General features: G+C 43.5%; 18 protein-coding genes and 1 tRNA gene. 13 read left to right on the top strand and 6 right to left on the bottom strand.

From position 1 onward, the window contains the following. Entirely contained in the window at positions 1 to 930 is a 930-nt protein-coding gene (locus tag ICE89_RS09625) for an AEC family transporter (protein WP_216265725.1), read from the top strand. Here the strand turns inward: ICE89_RS09625 and maiA are convergent. Continuing rightward, positions 901 to 1,581, bottom strand: a complete 681-nt coding sequence (gene maiA / locus ICE89_RS09630; protein ID WP_216265726.1) for a maleylacetoacetate isomerase — start codon at positions 1,579 to 1,581, stop codon at positions 901 to 903. The genes ICE89_RS09625 and maiA overlap by 30 nt on opposite strands. 89 nt (positions 1,582 to 1,670) lie before the next feature. Between maiA and ICE89_RS09635 the strand changes: the two genes are divergently transcribed. Both ICE89_RS09635 and ICE89_RS09640 read left to right on the top strand, forming a co-directional pair. Further along, positions 1,671 to 2,300, top strand: coding sequence for a trimeric intracellular cation channel family protein (locus ICE89_RS09635; protein ID WP_216265727.1), 630 nt, complete (start codon positions 1,671 to 1,673; stop codon positions 2,298 to 2,300). Positions 2,301 to 2,476: 176 nt separating this feature from the next. Then, on the top strand, positions 2,477 to 4,147 hold the full coding sequence (locus tag ICE89_RS09640; RefSeq protein WP_216265728.1) for an MFS transporter: 1,671 nt from the start codon (positions 2,477 to 2,479) through the stop codon (positions 4,145 to 4,147). 53 nt (positions 4,148 to 4,200) lie between these two features. On the opposite strand, the gene ICE89_RS09645 is transcribed toward ICE89_RS09640, so the two are convergent. Together ICE89_RS09645 and ICE89_RS09650 are read right to left on the bottom strand one after the other, a co-directional pair. Further along, positions 4,201 to 4,812, bottom strand: a complete 612-nt coding sequence (locus ICE89_RS09645) for an MOSC domain-containing protein (RefSeq protein WP_216265729.1) — start codon at positions 4,810 to 4,812, stop codon at positions 4,201 to 4,203. A gap of 30 nt (positions 4,813 to 4,842) precedes the next feature. Then, a complete protein-coding gene (locus tag ICE89_RS09650; RefSeq protein ID WP_216265730.1) occupies positions 4,843 to 5,166 on the bottom strand; it encodes a DUF6150 family protein in 324 nt (107 codons plus the stop codon). Between the two features lie 57 nt (positions 5,167 to 5,223). Between ICE89_RS09650 and ICE89_RS09655 the strand changes: the two genes are divergently transcribed. The 9 genes from ICE89_RS09655 to ICE89_RS09695 all read left to right on the top strand — a co-directional run bounded on the left by ICE89_RS09655 (position 5,224) and on the right by ICE89_RS09695 (position 11,845). Beyond that, complete coding sequence (locus ICE89_RS09655) at positions 5,224 to 5,655, top strand: hypothetical protein (RefSeq protein WP_216265731.1); 432 nt, start codon at positions 5,224 to 5,226, stop codon at positions 5,653 to 5,655. 78 nt (positions 5,656 to 5,733) lie between these two features. Then, a tRNA-Met gene (locus tag ICE89_RS09660) sits at positions 5,734 to 5,810 on the top strand. A 54-nt stretch (positions 5,811 to 5,864) separates the two neighbouring features. After that, the gene (locus tag ICE89_RS09665; protein WP_216265732.1) at positions 5,865 to 6,407 is read left to right on the top strand and encodes a DUF2878 domain-containing protein; all 543 of its coding nucleotides are present in this window, start codon (positions 5,865 to 5,867) and stop codon (positions 6,405 to 6,407) included. Positions 6,408 to 6,521: 114 nt separating this feature from the next. Beyond that, positions 6,522 to 7,607: a recombinase RecA gene (gene recA, locus ICE89_RS09670; RefSeq protein ID WP_370624865.1), complete on the top strand. Its 1,086-nt coding sequence runs from the start codon at positions 6,522 to 6,524 to the stop codon at positions 7,605 to 7,607. Between the two features lie 4 nt (positions 7,608 to 7,611). Beyond that, a complete protein-coding gene (locus ICE89_RS09675) occupies positions 7,612 to 8,133 on the top strand; it encodes a regulatory protein RecX (protein ID WP_216265733.1) in 522 nt (173 codons plus the stop codon). A gap of 188 nt (positions 8,134 to 8,321) precedes the next feature. Next, a complete protein-coding gene (gene sucC, locus ICE89_RS09680; protein ID WP_216265734.1) occupies positions 8,322 to 9,491 on the top strand; it encodes an ADP-forming succinate--CoA ligase subunit beta in 1,170 nt (389 codons plus the stop codon). Between the two features lie 15 nt (positions 9,492 to 9,506). Then, a complete protein-coding gene (sucD, locus tag ICE89_RS09685; RefSeq protein ID WP_216265735.1) occupies positions 9,507 to 10,400 on the top strand; it encodes a succinate--CoA ligase subunit alpha in 894 nt (297 codons plus the stop codon). A 91-nt stretch (positions 10,401 to 10,491) separates the two neighbouring features. After that, complete coding sequence (locus tag ICE89_RS09690; RefSeq protein ID WP_216265737.1) at positions 10,492 to 11,193, top strand: TerC family protein; 702 nt, start codon at positions 10,492 to 10,494, stop codon at positions 11,191 to 11,193. Positions 11,194 to 11,320: 127 nt separating this feature from the next. Continuing rightward, on the top strand, positions 11,321 to 11,845 hold the full coding sequence (locus tag ICE89_RS09695) for a pilin (protein ID WP_216265738.1): 525 nt from the start codon (positions 11,321 to 11,323) through the stop codon (positions 11,843 to 11,845). Positions 11,846 to 11,849: 4 nt separating this feature from the next. Here the strand turns inward: ICE89_RS09695 and ICE89_RS09700 are convergent, their stop codons facing one another. Both ICE89_RS09700 and ICE89_RS09705 read right to left on the bottom strand, forming a co-directional pair. Next, entirely contained in the window at positions 11,850 to 12,755 is a 906-nt protein-coding gene (locus ICE89_RS09700; RefSeq protein WP_216265739.1) for a hypothetical protein, read from the bottom strand. A 413-nt stretch (positions 12,756 to 13,168) separates the two neighbouring features. Continuing rightward, on the bottom strand, positions 13,169 to 14,110 hold the full coding sequence (locus ICE89_RS09705) for a glycosyltransferase family A protein (RefSeq protein WP_216265740.1): 942 nt from the start codon (positions 14,108 to 14,110) through the stop codon (positions 13,169 to 13,171). Between the two features lie 265 nt (positions 14,111 to 14,375). Between ICE89_RS09705 and ICE89_RS09710 the strand changes: the two genes are divergently transcribed. Then, positions 14,376 to 15,329: an IS30 family transposase gene (locus ICE89_RS09710; protein ID WP_216265741.1), complete on the top strand. Its 954-nt coding sequence runs from the start codon at positions 14,376 to 14,378 to the stop codon at positions 15,327 to 15,329. A 144-nt stretch (positions 15,330 to 15,473) separates the two neighbouring features. On the opposite strand, the gene ICE89_RS09715 is transcribed toward ICE89_RS09710, so the two are convergent. Continuing rightward, positions 15,474 to 16,982: a hypothetical protein gene (locus ICE89_RS09715; RefSeq protein WP_216265742.1), complete on the bottom strand. Its 1,509-nt coding sequence runs from the start codon at positions 16,980 to 16,982 to the stop codon at positions 15,474 to 15,476. Between the last annotated feature and the right edge of the window lie 4 nt (positions 16,983 to 16,986).

A 16,986-nucleotide genomic window follows, 5' to 3' on the forward strand; every position in this document is an offset into this window, starting at 1 on the left:
TTGCTCTACGTATTTAATGTAGTTCTCCCAGTATTTCTACTCATCTTGATTGGGTATGTTGGTGGGCGTGCTGGTAAGTTGGGCATGAACGCTTCAGTTGAGCTCAATCGTTTTGTGGTTTGGTTGGCATTACCCGCGCAACTCTTTAACTTTGCTGCGAATAGTGGCTGGCAAACACTATGGCAACCCGGTTTCATCACTGCAATTTTTCTAAGTTGTTTAATTGTTTTTGTCCTAGTGCTCTTGGTGAGTTGGCTACGTCATCGCGATTTAGCGTCAGCTAGCTTTGATGGCCTGAGTGCCTCTTATTCAAATACGGGGTATATGGGTATTCCTTTATGTGCACTTGCCCTTGGTCAAGATGGTTTAGCACCTGCGATCATTTCCACCTTCATTGTGTTTGTCATGTTTGCTTTAGCCACAGTCTTGATTGAGATTGGCATCTTGTCGCATAAGAAGCCGCACGAGATTGGGTTGAGCGTCATTCAATCGCTTTGTACCAACCCCTTATTAATAGCTCCAGTTGCGGGTCTGTTGTGGGCCTCGAGCGATTTAACTTTATACGACCCCATTGCACAAGTAATTGCATTCTTAGCAGCCGCATCGACACCTTGTGCTCTCGTTTCCATCGGTTTATTTCTGATGCAAAAAAGTACTGCGGCTCCTGCTCAGGCTTGGGGTATCAGTTTGGCAAAGCTGATTCTGCAACCCTTGATTGCTTGGGTCATTGCGGACCCCATCTTGGAGCTACCGGCATTATGGGTGAGTGCCATTGTCATACTCAGCGCGCTCCCAACTGGTACGGGCCCCTTTATGTTGGCGCAGTACTACAAAGCTGACGGTAGCGTGATTTCTAGAGTGGTATTAATTACCACGGTGAGTTCTTTGCTGACACTCTCTTTATTTCTGTGGTGGAGCAACGGGATTTAACCCTTCAGCATCTATTTGTTTTTCCCAAGAGGCATCGATAAATGCGGGCAATGTCATGCACTCATCAAAGATTCGCATGAGTGTAGAGTAGGGCTTTATATCTACTTTTGCGCTCAGTGCATTAAATAGCTGGGGTACAAGGCAGACGTCAATCAAGCCAGGTTGATCTCCATAAGCAAATCTTCCAACCCGTGGATCCAGACTTAATTGTTTCTCTACACTCTCAAGCCCAACCTTGATCCAGTGCCCATACCATTCGTCCTTTGCCTCACTGCTGATACCGAGTTTTTTAATAAGGTAACGCAATACCCGCAAATTATTGATTGGGTGAATATCACTCGCAATATCCATTGCGACAGAGCGAACCCATGCTCGGTCAATTGCGAGTGTTGGTAAGAGTGCTGGCTCGGCTTGAATCTCTTCGAGATACTCAATAATGGCTAAGGATTGATGAATGCTTTTTTCACCATCTTCCAGAATGGGTACTAAGCGATTGGGATTTTTCTTGCCATACTCCTCGCCCAGCTGATCTCCACCATTTTTACTCAGATGAACGGGGATGATTTGATAATCCATACCCTTGAGATTGAGGGCGATGCGAACACGAAAAGCGGCGGAGCTGCGCCAATAGCTATAAAGCTTATAGGTCATATCAACACCTTATTTGCACTCATAGCTAACAGTATATTCAGGGCGGTCATTCAAGTCTGCGCTCGGACAAAGTGCATTAGACTGGTGTTATGGAAGATATTAATTTCTGGATTGGCATCATTGCAACCATGGCCTTTGCGGTAACTGGGGTTTTGGCCATTGCAGATCGTGGCGTAGACCTCTTTGGTGTTTTGGTGCTGGGTTTGATTACCGCAATTGGTGGCGGTACCATTCGCGACATTATTTTAGAAGCCCCTATTTTCTGGTCTGAGAACCAAATGTATGTATGGCTTGCTCTAGCTGCTAGTGTTATTACCTTCTTCGCAGAATCCTTCTTTACTCAACCGCAAATTTATCGGTGGATGCTGTACATCGATGGTTTTGGTGCAGCACTCTTTGCCATTCAGGGGGCTGATAAGGCGTGGGGTATGGGATATGGCTTACCTGTGGCACCAGTCATCTTGGGCGTAATCACTGCAATCGGCGGAGGCTTATTACGTGATGTTTTGGCTGGCAGAAAAACGCTCATCATGTCCCATGAGCTTTATGCCATTCCAGTGACTTTGGGCTGTTGTGCGTATGTCCTGGTCCTGAACTTCTTGCCTCAGTATGTAGTCGAGGGTTCCGTGATTTGCATGCTCGGAATTTTTGGACTGCGCGCAGCTGCGATTTATTGGGATCTGCGCGTGCCCAAAATGTTTATTACTAAAACACGCTAATTGCACCAAGGCTGGGCTCATAGGTGTTGCGTAGCTAGCTCTAATTCCCAAATATCTCGGGAAAACCCCGATCTTATTTGATGGGGAATTACCCTAACTAGTGGATTTCTTTGAATTTTTTCAAAGCATAATCGACCCGTTGTTATTTATTTAATAAAAATAGTTAGGAGCTACTGATGTCAACATCAATTAAAGCAGCCCCAATGACCGCTGAAGAACGCAAAGTTATCTTTGCATCATCTTTAGGTACGGTTTTTGAGTGGTACGACTTTTACTTGTACGGTTCACTTGCGGCAATTATTGCTAAGCAATTCTTCTCTGGCCTAGATGCTGGTTCTGCCTTCATTTTCGCTTTGTTAGCGTTTGCTGCTGGTTTCATCGTGCGTCCATTTGGCGCGTTGGTGTTTGGTCGTCTCGGCGATTTGATTGGTCGCAAATATACCTTCTTGGTTACCATCTTATTGATGGGCGGCGCAACTTTCATCGTGGGTATTCTGCCTAACTATGCAACTATCGGTGTTGCTGCTCCAGTCATCTTGATCGCATTGCGTATGCTTCAAGGTTTGGCTTTGGGCGGTGAGTACGGTGGTGCTGCTACTTATGTTGCAGAACATGCGCCTAACGGCAAGCGTGGCGCATACACAGCTTGGATTCAGACAACAGCTACTTTAGGCTTGTTCCTATCCTTGCTCGTGATTTTGTTCACACGTGAATTCACTGGTCCAGACTTTGATGTTTGGGGCTGGCGCGTTCCTTTCATCGTTTCTATTGCATTGTTGGCAGTTTCTGTATGGATTCGTTTATCCATGAATGAATCCCCAGCTTTCAAGAAGATGAAAGAAGAAGGCAAATTGTCTAAAGCACCTTTGACAGAATCATTCGGTCAATGGAAGAACTTGAAAATTGTGATCTTGGCATTGTTTGGTCTGGTTGCAGGTCAAGCAGTGGTTTGGTACACAGGTCAGTTCTACGCTTTGTTCTACCTCACACAAGTGTTGAAAGTAGATCCAAAGACAGCAAACTTGTTGATTGCTGCTTCCTTGGTAATCGGTACGCCATTCTTCGTGGTCTTCGGTAGCTTGTCTGACAAGATTGGTCGTAAAGTGATCATCATGGGCGGTTTGTTACTTGCCGTCATTCTGTATATCCCCAACACACCAGTTTCCTTGTTCAATGGCTTAACCCACTTTGCTAATCCAGCGTTGGAAAAGGCAATGGCAACAGCACCAGCTACGATTACTGCTGATCCTGCTGAATGTACATTCCAGTTCAACCCAACTGGTACAGCAAAGTTCACAAGTTCTTGCGATATTGCAAAACAAGTGATGGCGTCTAACTCTGCTAGCTATACAACCGTTACGGCTCCAGCCGGTTCCATTGCTGTTGTGAAAATTGGCGATATCGAAATCCCTGGATATACATCTAAGGGTATTGATCCTGCTGAAGCAAAAGCAAAAGATGCTGAGTTTAAAAAAGCAATTCGCGAGGCTTTAAATAAAGAAGGTTATCCAGTTAAGGCTGATCCTGCCGCAATTAACTATGCTGCAGTTCTTGGAATCTTGGTCATTTTGGTGCTCTTGGTAACCATGGTTTATGGTCCAATCGCTGCGATGTTAGTTGAGATGTTCCCAACTCGTATTCGTTACACCTCTATGTCCTTGCCATACCACATTGGTAACGGTTGGTTCGGCGGCTTGTTGCCAACGATCTCCTTCGCCTTGGTAGCGCAAAACGGTAACATTTACTACGGTCTCTGGTACCCAATCATCATCGCTGCGATGACATTGGTAATTGGTACGCTGTTTGTACGTGAAACTAAAGACGTAGATATCTACGCACGTGACTAAGCAGTTTTAGTCTGTATCAAATAAGAAACCCGATCAGAAATGGTCGGGTTTTTTTATTCCCACAAATCTTTTTGATTGCGATTATTTAAGAGCTTTTGATTTTGCTGGGCAATAGAGATTTCTCTTGGACCTGGAATCAACGTAATTTCAGTTCCAGCAGTGAGAGTTCCAGTTTTGAGTACCCGCAGATACCAACCACTAAAGCCGGATTGCAGCATTGCTTTGCTTGCACCCTTGTAAGCAACAGCAGCGTTGAACTTAAAACATGGTTCACGAAGTTTGACGACGGAGAATTCCAACCCCCCTATTTGCAAGCGGTCCCCAACAAATACTTCAGTTTCTAGCAGGCCTTCGACGGTGAAGTTCTCGCCGATAGCACCATGCTGTATGTCAACTGACCGCTTGGTTTCTCTAGTGAGTAGCTCATTCCAGAAGATGTAATGCTCTGCTGGATAAACATAAATGGCTTTTTCAATTCCGCCGTGTACCGATAGGTCGGCTTGCTCATCACCTTTAACACCAAGCGGAGTAATTTCAACTGGAGCAGGATTTTTTAAATCACTTACCGCCTGCTTGCGAATGGCTGAAGCAACGGATTTGTAATTAGGATGGTGATTGCCGAATAAAGGAGCTACCTTGCCAGCGGATATAGAAAGAAGTTTCATGAAGTAAAGAGTGTGCTTAGAAAATGTTTATTAGTAGCGGCAACGCGCATCACTCTTGTATTTAGTGAAGTACACAATAAGGTCCGCCTCGGATTTGTATTGGGTGTAGTAAATCACGGCACGCGCATCACTTTTATATTTTGTATAAAACCAAACGCCAGGCTCGTTATCACTCGAGTATTGGGTGTCATACACAATGCAGTTCGCCTCAGACGGGTACTTGGTGACAAAGACTTTGGCATTGGCCTCTGATGGGTAATTAGTAATGAAGATTTGAGCTGCAGAAGCGGTCGTAGGGATGCAGCTACTCAAGAGCAAAAAGCTGAGTAGGCGCAAGAGAAATGAATTCATCATTTGGGAATATTACGCCTTCTACTTTTTAGGTGTTCATCTGGCTGATATGATCACAGGATGAATTCCTCTCAAAAGAAATCTCTTCTTATATTGAGCCAATTGGTCTTGGTATTTCTTTGTGCCATAGCGAGTTCAAGCATTTACGCTAAGTGGGATGAAGAGCGCGACATGACTACCAATGGCAAAGAGGAGTTGGTTTATTACTTCAAGACTAATGAGCAGGGTCAAAAGCTCGTCTTAGATAAATATGTAAAGCGCCTGATTTTTATACGTCCTGATAAGTTCTATAAGCGCTCAATCAAGCAAATGAAGATTGATGGGGTGGTGGTAGACGTCAATAGCGACCCTTTTTCGCATTACCCTGAACAAACCGCGATTGTGTTTGAGAATAAGGATGAAGTGCTTAAAAAGCTCTTTTTGGCCAAGAAAATCGAATTTAATGTCCTTTATGGCCGAGATGAGGCTGTCAGCACATTTCAGATCAAATAAGTACCTAGACACCTCTAATGGCGAGAAGGCTTGATTCGTTTAGACAGATGCATTCCGATCATTTACAATAGCGAGTTCGGCGAATTAGCTCAGCTGGTTAGAGCGACGGAATCATAATCCGCAGGTCCGGGGTTCAAATCCCTGATTCGCCACCAAATCTAAAGGCCATTGCCCCTCGGCAGTGGCCTTTTTCTTAGGTTGCTAGGTATATGGCTAAATTTTGGAATTTTGTTATTTTCCAACTTGGTTGGTTTGCCTGTGTATTGGGCGCAGCCAATAAAGATGTGCTCTGGGCGGTAGTTGCTACCCTAGCCTACATTGCTTTTCACTCCTGGCGTTCACCTTCTCCCAAAACAGAAATCAGCCTTTTATTGAAAGCCTTTGTCTTTGGTTTGGTGGCCGACACTCTCATCATGCATATGGGCTACTTGGATTTTCGGGATGATTGGCCGTCACCGTATTTGTCGCCTCTCTGGATGTGGGTCTTGTGGGTTTTGGTGGCAACCACCATTAATGGTTCCTTGACTTGGTTGCGCGGCAGGCCTGTTTTAGGGGCTGTTTTGGGCGCCATTGCTGGCCCAATGTCCTATGAGGCTGGTATTCGGATGGGGGCTGGATCCTGGGTCCCTGGTAGTGAAATCACTGGATTTATCCTGGTAGGAGCGGTCTGGGCGGTCGCTATACCCCTCTTTTTCTATTGGGACCGAGTCAATCAAGTACAACCTAGTCAAAAATCCGTAAATTCAGTTTAAAAGACGCTTGCAAAGACTACTGTTTTTATATACAGTAACTCCTAAGTTGTTACACAGTAGATAAAACTTCGGGAAAAAGCCCAGTACATAGCGAAAAGGGAATAAAAAATGGCCTTGGATAACAAAAAGCAATCAGCCTCTTCAGAATTTGAAGGAATGAGCGGAGACAAGCAAAAAGCATTAACTGCAGCACTGGCACAAATTGAGAAACAGTTTGGCAAAGGTTCAATCATGAGATTGGGCGATGCCGAAATTAGCCAAGACATTCAGGTGGTGTCTAGTGGTTCACTCGGATTGGATATCGCTCTTGGAGTTGGTGGTCTTGCGCGTGGGCGCGTGATTGAAATCTACGGTCCAGAATCTTCTGGCAAAACTACTTTGACATTACATGCGATTGCAGAAATGCAAAAGCTTGGCGGCACTTGCGCATTTATTGACGCAGAGCACGCTTTAGATGTGCAGTACGCATCACGTCTCGGCGTGGATGTAAACAATCTGTTGATCTCTCAACCAGACACTGGTGAACAAGCATTAGAAATTGCAGATGCATTAGTTCGCTCAGGTTCTATTGATTTAATCGTCATCGACTCTGTTGCTGCTTTGGTTCCAAGAGCTGAGATCGAAGGCGATATGGGCGACTCTTTACCAGGCTTGCAAGCGCGTTTGATGAGCCAGGCTTTGCGTAAATTGACTGGTGCTATCAAGCGCACCAACACTACTGTGATCTTCATTAACCAGATTCGCATGAAGATTGGTGTGATGTTTGGTTCTCCAGAAACCACTACTGGTGGTAATGCGCTGAAGTTCTACGCCTCTATGCGTTTAGATATCCGTCGTATTGGTAGCATCAAAAAAGGCGATGAGGTTGTTGGTAATGAAACCCGTGTGAAGGTTGTGAAGAATAAAGTTTCTCCTCCATTCCGCGAAGCAATTTTTGACATCATGTACGGTGCTGGTATTTCTAGAGAAGGCGAAATTATTGATATGGGTGTTGAAGCTGACCTCGTTGAAAAGTCAGGCTCTTGGTATAGCTATAACGGTGATCGCATTGGTCAAGGTAAAGACAATGTGCGCGAGTTCTTAAAAGAGAACCCAGCCATTGCCAAAGATATCGAAGCAAAAATTCGTGAGAAATTAGGCGTTAAATCTGGTTCAGCAGTAGTAACGGATGTGCTGAGCGAGGAAGAGGAAGTCGAATAATTCGATGCAAGAGTTAAGCAGTAATCAGAAGGTCAAACAAAGCCCGAGTCTCAAAGCTCGGGCTTTGCGCCTTTTGTCGCAGCGAGAATACAGTCGCAAAGGATTAGCCGCAAAGTTGGCAGAATCAGAAGCAAGATGGGGCAAGTTAGGCGGCGAGCAGGCTGAGCAAACGCCTGAATCTAGGAGCTCTCAGATTGAAGCCGTTTTAGATGACTTTGAGGCAAGAGGTTGGTTATCTGACGAGCGTTTTGCTGAAGCGCTGGTTCGCCGTCGCAGTGAGCGCTACGGGATGAGAAAGATTGCCGATGAGCTCGATAGAGCTGGGGTGGAAGCCAAGCAGTCAGCCAAGTTGCTTGGAGCCCTAAAAGAGACCGAGTTTCAGCGTGCCTTTGATCTCTGGACCAGAAAATACGGCATACGCGCTCAGGACCAAAAGGAGCGAGCTAGGCAGTATCGCTTCTTGGCATCGAAGGGTTTTGGCTCCGAAGTGGTGGCAAAAGTGATTGGCGGACAGAGTCCGGATTAGGGCAATTACGGATCAGTAAACACTAATTGCGGCATTGCAGCATGCTAGACTTATGAAGTCGGTCAAGCCGTTCGCATTTATTCATATATGGCTAATTTAGCTATTTCTAGAGTAAGTATGGGATCAAGGCAACATCGGTTTAACTAATCCTCATCGCTTGCTAAAAAAGATACCGTTTCGGAGTAATTATGAAAATTCACGAGTACCAAGGCAAAGAACTTCTTCGCCAATTTAATGTGCCAGTTCCTAACGGCATTCCTGCATTCAGTGTTGATGAGGCGGTGAAAGCTGCTGAAAAACTCGGTGGCCCAGTATGGGTTGTAAAAGCGCAGATTCATGCTGGTGGTCGCGGTAAAGGCGGCGGCGTGAAATTGGCAAGAAGCATGGATGAAGTGAAAAAATATGCTTCTGAAATTTTGGGCATGCAGCTCAAGACACATCAAACTGGACCAGAAGGTCAAAAAGTAAATCGCCTCCTGATTGAAGATGGCGCTGATATTAAAAAAGAGTACTACTTCAGCATCGTGACAGACCGCGGAACACAAAAGAATGTGATCATGGCTTCAAGCGAAGGTGGTATGGATATTGAGGAAGTTGCTGAATCTCATCCAGAAAATATTATCAAAGTATTTGTTGATCCAATGGTTGGATTAACAGATGCGGATTGCGATGTCGTTGCTAAAGGCATTGGCGTGCCTGAAGCGTCCATCCCAATGGCTCGCGATGTATTTAAGAACTTGTATAAGACTTACTGGGATACCGATGCTTCATTAGTTGAAATCAATCCATTGATTCTTGAAGGTAATGGCAAGATCAAGGCTTTGGACGCAAAGTTCAACTTTGATCCAAACGCGTTGTTCCGTCATCCAGAAATCGTGGCTTACCGCGATATCGATGAAGAAGATGCTTCTGAAATCGAAGCCTCTAAATTTGACCTCGCTTACATCTCATTAGACGGCAATATTGGTTGTTTAGTGAACGGTGCAGGCTTGGCGATGGCTACCATGGACACTATTAAGTTGTTCGGCGGCGAGCCAGCAAACTTCTTGGACGTTGGTGGCGGTGCTACTGCAGAAAAAGTAACCGAAGCATTCAAGATCATGTTGAAGAACAAGAGCGTTGAAGCAATTTTGGTAAACATCTTCGGCGGCATTATGCGTTGCGACGTAATTGCTGACGGCGTTGTTACTGCATGTAAGGCAGTTAACCTCACAGTGCCTTTGGTTGTGCGTATGAAGGGTACAAACGAAGATCTAGGCAAGAAGATTCTTGCAGACTCTGGTTTGCCAATTATTAGCGCCGATTCAATGGCTGAAGCTGCTACCAAGGTAGTTGCTGCTGTTGCCAAAAACAAATAATCCAGGAATTTCAATATGTCTATTTTGATCAATAAAAACACCAAAGTCATTACACAAGGTATTACTGGTAAGACCGGTCAGTTCCATACTGAAAAATGTCAGGAATACGCAAACGGTAAAAACTGTTTTGTTGCTGGGGTGAACCCTAAAAAAGCGGGCGAGTCTATTTTTAATATTCCTATTTATGGGACTGTAAAAGAGGCTGCTCAGCAGACTGGTGCAACAACTTCTGTTATTTATGTTCCACCTCCTGGTGCTGCTGCTGCGATTTGGGAAGCTGTTGAAGCTGACCTTGACTTTGTGATCTGTATCACTGAAGGCATTCCAGTGCGCGACATGCTTGAAGTGCGTAACAAGATGCATGCTAAAGAAGTTGCTGGCGGCAAGAAGACTTTATTGCTTGGCCCTAACTGCCCAGGCATTATCACTCCAGATGAGCTGAAGATCGGCATCATGCCTGGTCATATTCATAAGAAGGGTCGTATTGGCGTTGTTAGCCGTTCTGGTACATTGACTTATGAAGCAGTTGGTCAGTTGACAGCTATTGGCCTAGGCCAGTCCACAGCGGTTGGTATTGGTGGCGACCCAATCAATGGTCTGAAGCACATCGACATCATGAGAATGTTCAATGAAGATCCAGAGACTGATGCTGTGATCATGATTGGTGAAATCGGCGGTCCAGACGAAGCAGAAGCTGCTCGCTGGTGTAAAGACAATATGAAGAAGCCAGTAGTTGGCTTTATTGCCGGCGTAACAGCGCCTCCAGGCAAGCGTATGGGTCACGCAGGTGCCTTGATTTCTGGTGGTGCGGATACTGCTGATGCCAAGCTTGCTGTAATGGAAGAGTGTGGCTTCAAAGTAACGAAGAATCCTTCAGAAATGGCTGCTTTACTAAAGGCAATGTTGTAATTAGTAATAAGAAAAAGGATGCTGATAAAACAGCATCCTTTTTTGTTGTATCAGTAGTTAAAACATAAAAAATAAGGTAGGGAGACGACTCATGGATTTTTCAGTGTTTTCAGGTCCGGCATTTTGGGCTGCACTTTTGTCAATCATTGTTGCCAACATCTTGTTATCCGGTGATAACGCAGTAGTGATTGCATTAGCATCACGTAATCTGCCAGCAAATCAACAAAAGAAAGCGATTTTTTGGGGTAGCGCAGCGGCTATTATTTTGCGTGTTGTTTTGACAATCACTGCGGTGCAGCTCCTTAGTTTGCCTTATCTAAAAATCGTTGGCGCAATTTTACTGGTTTACATTGGCGTGCAATTGCTGGCTGATAGTGATGATGAAGCTGAGATGGATGGCCACTCTAATATCTGGGGCGCGATACGCACAATATTGGTGGCGGACTTGGTGATGAGTTTGGACAACGTTATTGCTGTTGCTGCCGCCGCTCAAAAGGGCCCTGAAGAAACTCGTTTAGCCCTTTTAATTATTGGTCTTGGCCTTTCTATTCCGTTAATCATCTTTGGCAGCACTATGCTTCTCAAAGTAATGGATCGCTTCCCAGTCATCATTACTTTGGGTGCTGGATTGTTGGGTCTATTGGCTGGTGGCATGTTAGTGGAAGATCCGGCGATCAAGGATTCCATTCAAGGGGCAATGGAAGACGCTCACATGATTTTTGAGGGAATTGGAGTTGCTATTGTGATATTACTAGGGACCTATTTGAAGAAAAAGAATCGCGCTAAAGCTTAAGCTTCTTTAACCTTCTTCTAAATCAGAAAAGCCGGCGATAAAAGCTGGCTTTTTTTACACCTGAGTTTCTTGAGGATTAAGGGACTAGACTGGATGATGAGATATTTCATCTAGGGAGCCAGAATAAATGCAAAACATAAATCAAAATTATAGAAATCCATCCCAAAAGCGGGATAAAGAGATGGGATTTACGCTTATTGAGGTAATGGTTGTGGTGGCCATTATTGGAATTTTAGTGGCAATTGCTGTACCGCAGTATCAGGATTACATTGCCCGTAGTCGCGTTATAGAGGGTATGAATTTATCCTCCAGTGCAAAATTAGCGGTGACTGAAGCTTTTGCGAGTCGTGGAACGGTCCCGATGGATGAGGCGACACACGGATCATTTACCTTCACTCCTACACGTAGCGTGAAGTTAATTGAGATCACACCATCGGGCGCGATTGCAATTGATTATCAAGTTAGCGTAGCGCCTGACGGAAAAAATACGCTTCATTTAGTGCCGACAAATGAGTCTGATGCTAATTCACCGAAGCCTATTGATTTATCGAAACCTGAAGGCGCCACTTGGGCGGGCGGTTGGACTTGTCGATCCACTGAAACAAATTTAATTCCACAACTCCTACCCTCTGAATGTAGGGTTAGTAAATAAGTACCTAATCTTTTTTTAGTAGGTCTAAATATTTATTAAATCGGTCACGCCCAAATAAGGCGAGGCCGATTTTTTGTATGTAGTTGAGGGCACCCATTGATCTTGATTTTGGAGGTGGGGGAGGCGGATCGATATGGTGATCACTATTTACGAGTGCGCAATTGATGTAAATACGATACCCAGCCCTTTTCAAATCCCGGTGAAAGCTAATGTGATCTGAAACTTCGTTTCCATCAGCATCAAGGCCAATGTAACGACCTGCTTCAAAAGCAGATCTTTTGTATATTCCAAGTCCCCCAAAGGCAGAATCGACTTCTATCATTCCTTGTGAGGGGTCAAGCGAAACCTGTTTGGCTTTGACAGCAAGGGTATTTGCAGCTTCCTTGCCAATGACCTTTTCCAGTTTTGATCTCTGGGATAGACAGTCATCCGGACTCCAAACGGGATGTCTCAGAGTCCATATATCGTAGTAACGATCTGGCTGGTTGGCCGTGACAACATCCCACGGTTCTTTTAGATTCCAACATGCTTCAATTTTTTCAGCGCTGATATGGCGATTGATGCCGTCCAGGTCTGCCATGGCAATGAAATCGACATTAGCATATTCAGGGTTATTCACAACCTCATCTAGAACGCGATTTCTGGCAAAAGCCAATCTCTCTGTTCGTTTTGGCATTTTTTTGGCAAGGATGCCCAATGAGATGTAGTTGAATTGCTTATTAGATTGTTTTAGAGCATCCAAAACATCAATAGTGTTATCGCTTGAGTCGCTCTCAATAACCAACGCTTTCGCGCTCTTGAAGTTGATGCAGGCATCTAAAAGCGCTTGAATATTTTGAGCTACAAACTCACCAATGTTTCGCGCAGGCCCGGCTATCAATATGTTGGATTGAGATATGGACTTAAGCATCGGTTGGTTACCCAGTATTTAATGAATTGATACAAACGAGTTTGAGAAACTTCTTAGATAATAAGGCATATTCATAAACTCAATCCACGTGCCATGACCAACGCTGGTGCTATTAAAAGTCGAGATTCATTTTTAGATATTGCACAAGGCTTCGCAATTATTCTCGTTGTCATAGGTCATGTGGTTCAAGGGAGCGCGGAAAATTTTGATGATCTTTTGGGGTTCAAAATTATTTATTCCTTACATATGCCCTTATTTATTTTTTGGTCGTGAGCAGTTTCTGCAATTGCTTTTGATTCCAAGGTAGTAATTCAAGGGCCAAGAAATGCCTCTCTCATTGGTTGCCAAAAGGTAAAAAAGCCCTATCCAGATAACTTTGCATAGCATTGTGGATATAAAGAGACCAAATCTAGCTATTCAGCTAGTAAATTAAGATATTTTCTAAATCGCTTTTTTCCAAACATCCCAACTCCTAGATTGCGTATTACGCTAGTCATTAAGGTCGAAAAAGTTTTAGCTTTTTGAGGGTTTTGGTCTGTAGGTCTTTTGCAGTTAATTAGGGCGCAGTTGATATATATGCGATATCCAGCATTTCGCATGCCTTCACAGTGAGAAACATGTTCGCATATCTCATTTCCATTTATTTGACCGACTTCACCGCCGGTATAAGTGCTTGAGATATAGGCTTGTTTTTTATAAATAGCAAATCCACCAAATGCTGAATCTACTTCAATGTAGCCGCCCATTATCGGTAATTTTACCTGCTTAGACCAAACCGCTAAATTCACAGATTGGTCATACCCCATAATCTTTTCCAAATTGTTTTGCTGCTCAACGCAATCGTAAGGAGACCAGTATTTATGTCGTAGGGCAAAAATATCGTAGTAGAAATCTAATTGATTGGCCGTAACTACATCCCAGTGAGGTGTCTCTTTCTTCCAGCAATCAGCAATAGAAGATTTTTTGATATGTGTGTTTATACCGTCTAGATCAGCAAGTATCACAAAATCAACGCTTGCATACTTGGGATCATTTTTGACTGAGGAGATAATATGGTTTCGGCAGTGGGCTATGCGGGCCGTACGAAGTGGAATTTTTTCAGAAAGATTGCCTAATGCTAAGTAGTCAAAATTTGGAATCTGTTCTTTTAGGTTTTGCAAAACTTCAATAGTACTATCTGAAGAATCACTTTCAATTATTAAAACAAAGACTTTTTTAAAATCTTGAACCGCTGATAGAAGATGCTTCATTTCAGTCGAAATATATTGGGCTACATTCCGTGCGGTTCCTGCCAATAAAACAGTTGCTTGGCTAATTGGAATTAAAGGAACAATCTGATTTTGAGTGAGGCTCATAGAAATTTTTTTAGATTTTTAGTGATATGTAAATTTAATTCAATTTTTCTGACAATAGTTTGAATTATCATAGATATCTTTTGACCCCAGGAATTCGGTGCTTCTTGAGCGTTGTACCAACCGGGAGGCGCCTCAGATAAATATAATTTATAAGAAGCTTAATAAAAGGTGGATTCAACTACGAAGTGCAACTTTGAACAACTAGTTAAGGAGGCTAAGGATGTTTTAGTATCCAAAGCTTCTAGACCTGCAAGTCAAAGTAGCCATGACCTATCAACACCTTAGCCAAACTGAACGATATCAGATTTATATCCTCATGAAAGACGGAAAAACCCAAACTCAAATAGCCCAACTGATGGATCGGCATAAGTCGACCATTAGCCGAGAGCTTGCTCGCAATACGGGGCTCAAAGGTTACCGTCCCAAGCAAGCCTGCCTGTTGGCAGAAGAACGCTCATTAGGCTGCCGTAATGCCGCCCAAATAACAGCCGATCAATGGAATCAGACAGTGGATTGCCTCTTAGCTCAGTGGAGCCCCGTCCAAATTGCCAATCAGGTTGGCATTAGTCATGAGACCATCTACCGCCATGTCTACGCCGATAAAGCCGCTGGCGGCAATCTTTACCAGCAGCTGCGTTGCCAAAAAAAGCGCAAGAAACGCTATGCCAGCGGCCGTGATCGCAGAGGCCAAATAGTAGGTAGGCGGCCGATCAGTGAGCGCCCAGCGCACATTGAGACAAGATCCCAAGTCGGCCACTGGGAAGGCGATACTGTAATTGGAGCGGCCCACAAGCAAGCTGTTGTGACCTTGGTTGAGCGCAAGAGTGGCTATGCCGTTTTGGCTAAGGTCAAGAACAAGACGTCGGATTTAGTCAGTAGCGCCATCATCACTAAATTAAACGCCGTGACCCCACTCGTTAAAACCCTGACTTTTGACAACGGCAAGGAATTTGCCGAGCACGCCAGGATTGATACAGCTCTTCAATCAACGACGTACTTTGCGGATCCGTTTGCTAGTTGGCAACGTGGATCAAATGAAAACTTCAATGGTCTATTGCGGCAATACATCCCCAAAAAGAGACCGCTATCTACTGTGACCGATAAGGAGCTTAGAATGATCCAAGGCCGTTTAAACAACCGACCTAGAAAACGATTAGGATTTAAAACCCCCAATGAAGTATTTATGCAGTCCTTAAACCGTGTTGCACTTCGTGTTTGAATCTACGAAACGAAATTAACATCAAACTCGATCAAAAGAGACGTAACAAATGGCGGCGTAAGGGCCTTATAAAGCCAAATCTAGCTTTAAGCATAAAAGTAGGACCATGTTTCTATTTTTCTGAGTCTTGGCATGATTCACAAATTAATTTTTGGGTACCCAAAATTCAGTTACCCATGTTTGCCCACAAGTTTGTAGATCAATAGTTTCCAATTTAATGTAGTTGGCTTCCAAAATTTCACTGGAAATCATTGGGTGAAAATCTTTTGTAGTTGTTATTAAGTTAAATTCTTTCTGGGAAATCTGACGTTCAATTGCATCGAAATGTGATTTAAAGCTATTGAAATAACTATGTCTTTTTGGAAAAATTTTATCTAGGGATTTTGATGGCGCATCTAAACCAACATAGCACTCGGAGTGTCCGTTATCTAGCAATAAAGAATCACCCATGATGGGGGCTAAGATGGGTGTCGAAATTAATTTCGGACCCTTGGTATCCGCTATGATCTGATTTGCACGACTCCATTTTAATAAAGCCTGCTCACTATATATTGGTCGATATCCAAGTAGTTCGCCATGAAATATGCTAAAGATTATGACGCTTATAATAAAAAAATTGCGGGTCAATATCGATCTCAATTGGGAGAGGGACACTAATCCAATGATAATCAGGGCGGGTAAAGCCAGTTGATAATAGTAGCTTAAGAAGGCTCCAGTATTGCGTCCCAAGGGAATTAAGCAAATTGCAGCAATTAATAGGACAAGAAGATATAAATTCTCCCCCTGGCTCCAAGAGCTATGATTTTTTACCCTGCGCACAAGGTAAATAAATATAAGAATTATGAGGGGCCAATATTGATTAAAAAAGAGAATAAACTGACTTCGAGCATGGTCCCATCCACCGCCTACTGCATAGAATTGGGCTAGGATTGTGGCGTAAAAATAGGCAGGATAAATCTGGTTTATTAAAAGAATCGATATTATTAAAATGCTTATGAAGAGAAACCCATAAATTAAGGATTTTTTCAAGCCTGTGTTTGCAAAAAGAAAAAGAAAGATGGGGGCACAAATATAAACAAAGTATTGTTTTGTATAGAATGCAAGAACAGTTCCCAATGCAACCATAAGGATTGAGAAATAGCTTTGGGATTTTCTAATTTGGGATAGGGAAAGTAACGTAATCAACAGCCCGCAGGGAGCTGGATTTAGTGTAAATACAGCATTTATTGCAGATACAGTCCAAAGAGCCGCTGTAAATCCAAGAATTGCTAGAAGGAGTTGGCCGCTTAAATGATAAATTTCAGAGGCAATTAGTACTGCCGTTAAGATAGCGCATGTACATACCAATAATTTGGTGATCAAAAATATATCAACGTGTATTCCCCAGCTTAGACCTCCAGCTAAAAGTGGAAAAACTAACCCATAGATATAAAAAAAAGGTGGTCCGGCAGAAAATGAGTAAGGGGAAGATTGATCGTAAAGTGCATTGCTAAGGTTAATGCTTCCCCAGTCCCTATATTCCGTTGCTATAGGGTAATAAATAAGAGTGATGCACTGAAAAAGCCAATGGCAAATAAAGTAGGCGGCCAAAAATAGAAAAAATAGCTGCAGTCGATTAAATGATTTCAATTGATTCCGGAGTTCTCTAATCATGCAA

The sequence above is a fragment of the Polynucleobacter sp. AP-Kaivos-20-H2 genome (genome assembly GCF_018882215.1).
GTDB lineage: Bacteria > Pseudomonadota > Gammaproteobacteria > Burkholderiales > Burkholderiaceae > Polynucleobacter.

Bases quoted from the DNA above. Each gene is read 5' to 3' on its own strand.
- ICE89_RS09700 (WP_216265739.1), bottom strand. From the start codon at position 12,755: ATGCTTAAGTCCATATCTCAATCCAACATATTGATAGCCGGGCCTGCG.
- ICE89_RS09645 (WP_216265729.1), bottom strand. From the start codon at position 4,812: ATGAAACTTCTTTCTATATCCGCTGGCAAGGTAGCTCCTTTATTCGGC.
- sucC (WP_216265734.1), top strand. From the start codon at position 8,322: ATGAAAATTCACGAGTACCAAGGCAAAGAACTTCTTCGCCAATTTAAT.
- ICE89_RS09665 (WP_216265732.1), top strand. From the start codon at position 5,865: ATGGCTAAATTTTGGAATTTTGTTATTTTCCAACTTGGTTGGTTTGCC.
- ICE89_RS09640 (WP_216265728.1), top strand. From the start codon at position 2,477: ATGTCAACATCAATTAAAGCAGCCCCAATGACCGCTGAAGAACGCAAA.
- ICE89_RS09650 (WP_216265730.1), bottom strand. From the start codon at position 5,166: ATGATGAATTCATTTCTCTTGCGCCTACTCAGCTTTTTGCTCTTGAGT.
- maiA (WP_216265726.1), bottom strand. From the start codon at position 1,581: ATGACCTATAAGCTTTATAGCTATTGGCGCAGCTCCGCCGCTTTTCGT.
- ICE89_RS09635 (WP_216265727.1), top strand. From the start codon at position 1,671: ATGGAAGATATTAATTTCTGGATTGGCATCATTGCAACCATGGCCTTT.
- ICE89_RS09655 (WP_216265731.1), top strand. From the start codon at position 5,224: ATGAATTCCTCTCAAAAGAAATCTCTTCTTATATTGAGCCAATTGGTC.
- ICE89_RS09695 (WP_216265738.1), top strand. From the start codon at position 11,321: ATGCAAAACATAAATCAAAATTATAGAAATCCATCCCAAAAGCGGGAT.
- ICE89_RS09690 (WP_216265737.1), top strand. From the start codon at position 10,492: ATGGATTTTTCAGTGTTTTCAGGTCCGGCATTTTGGGCTGCACTTTTG.
- ICE89_RS09705 (WP_216265740.1), bottom strand. From the start codon at position 14,110: ATGAGCCTCACTCAAAATCAGATTGTTCCTTTAATTCCAATTAGCCAA.
- ICE89_RS09675 (WP_216265733.1), top strand. From the start codon at position 7,612: ATGCAAGAGTTAAGCAGTAATCAGAAGGTCAAACAAAGCCCGAGTCTC.
- sucD (WP_216265735.1), top strand. From the start codon at position 9,507: ATGTCTATTTTGATCAATAAAAACACCAAAGTCATTACACAAGGTATT.
- ICE89_RS09710 (WP_216265741.1), top strand. From the start codon at position 14,376: ATGACCTATCAACACCTTAGCCAAACTGAACGATATCAGATTTATATC.
- ICE89_RS09715 (WP_216265742.1), bottom strand. From the start codon at position 16,982: ATGATTAGAGAACTCCGGAATCAATTGAAATCATTTAATCGACTGCAG.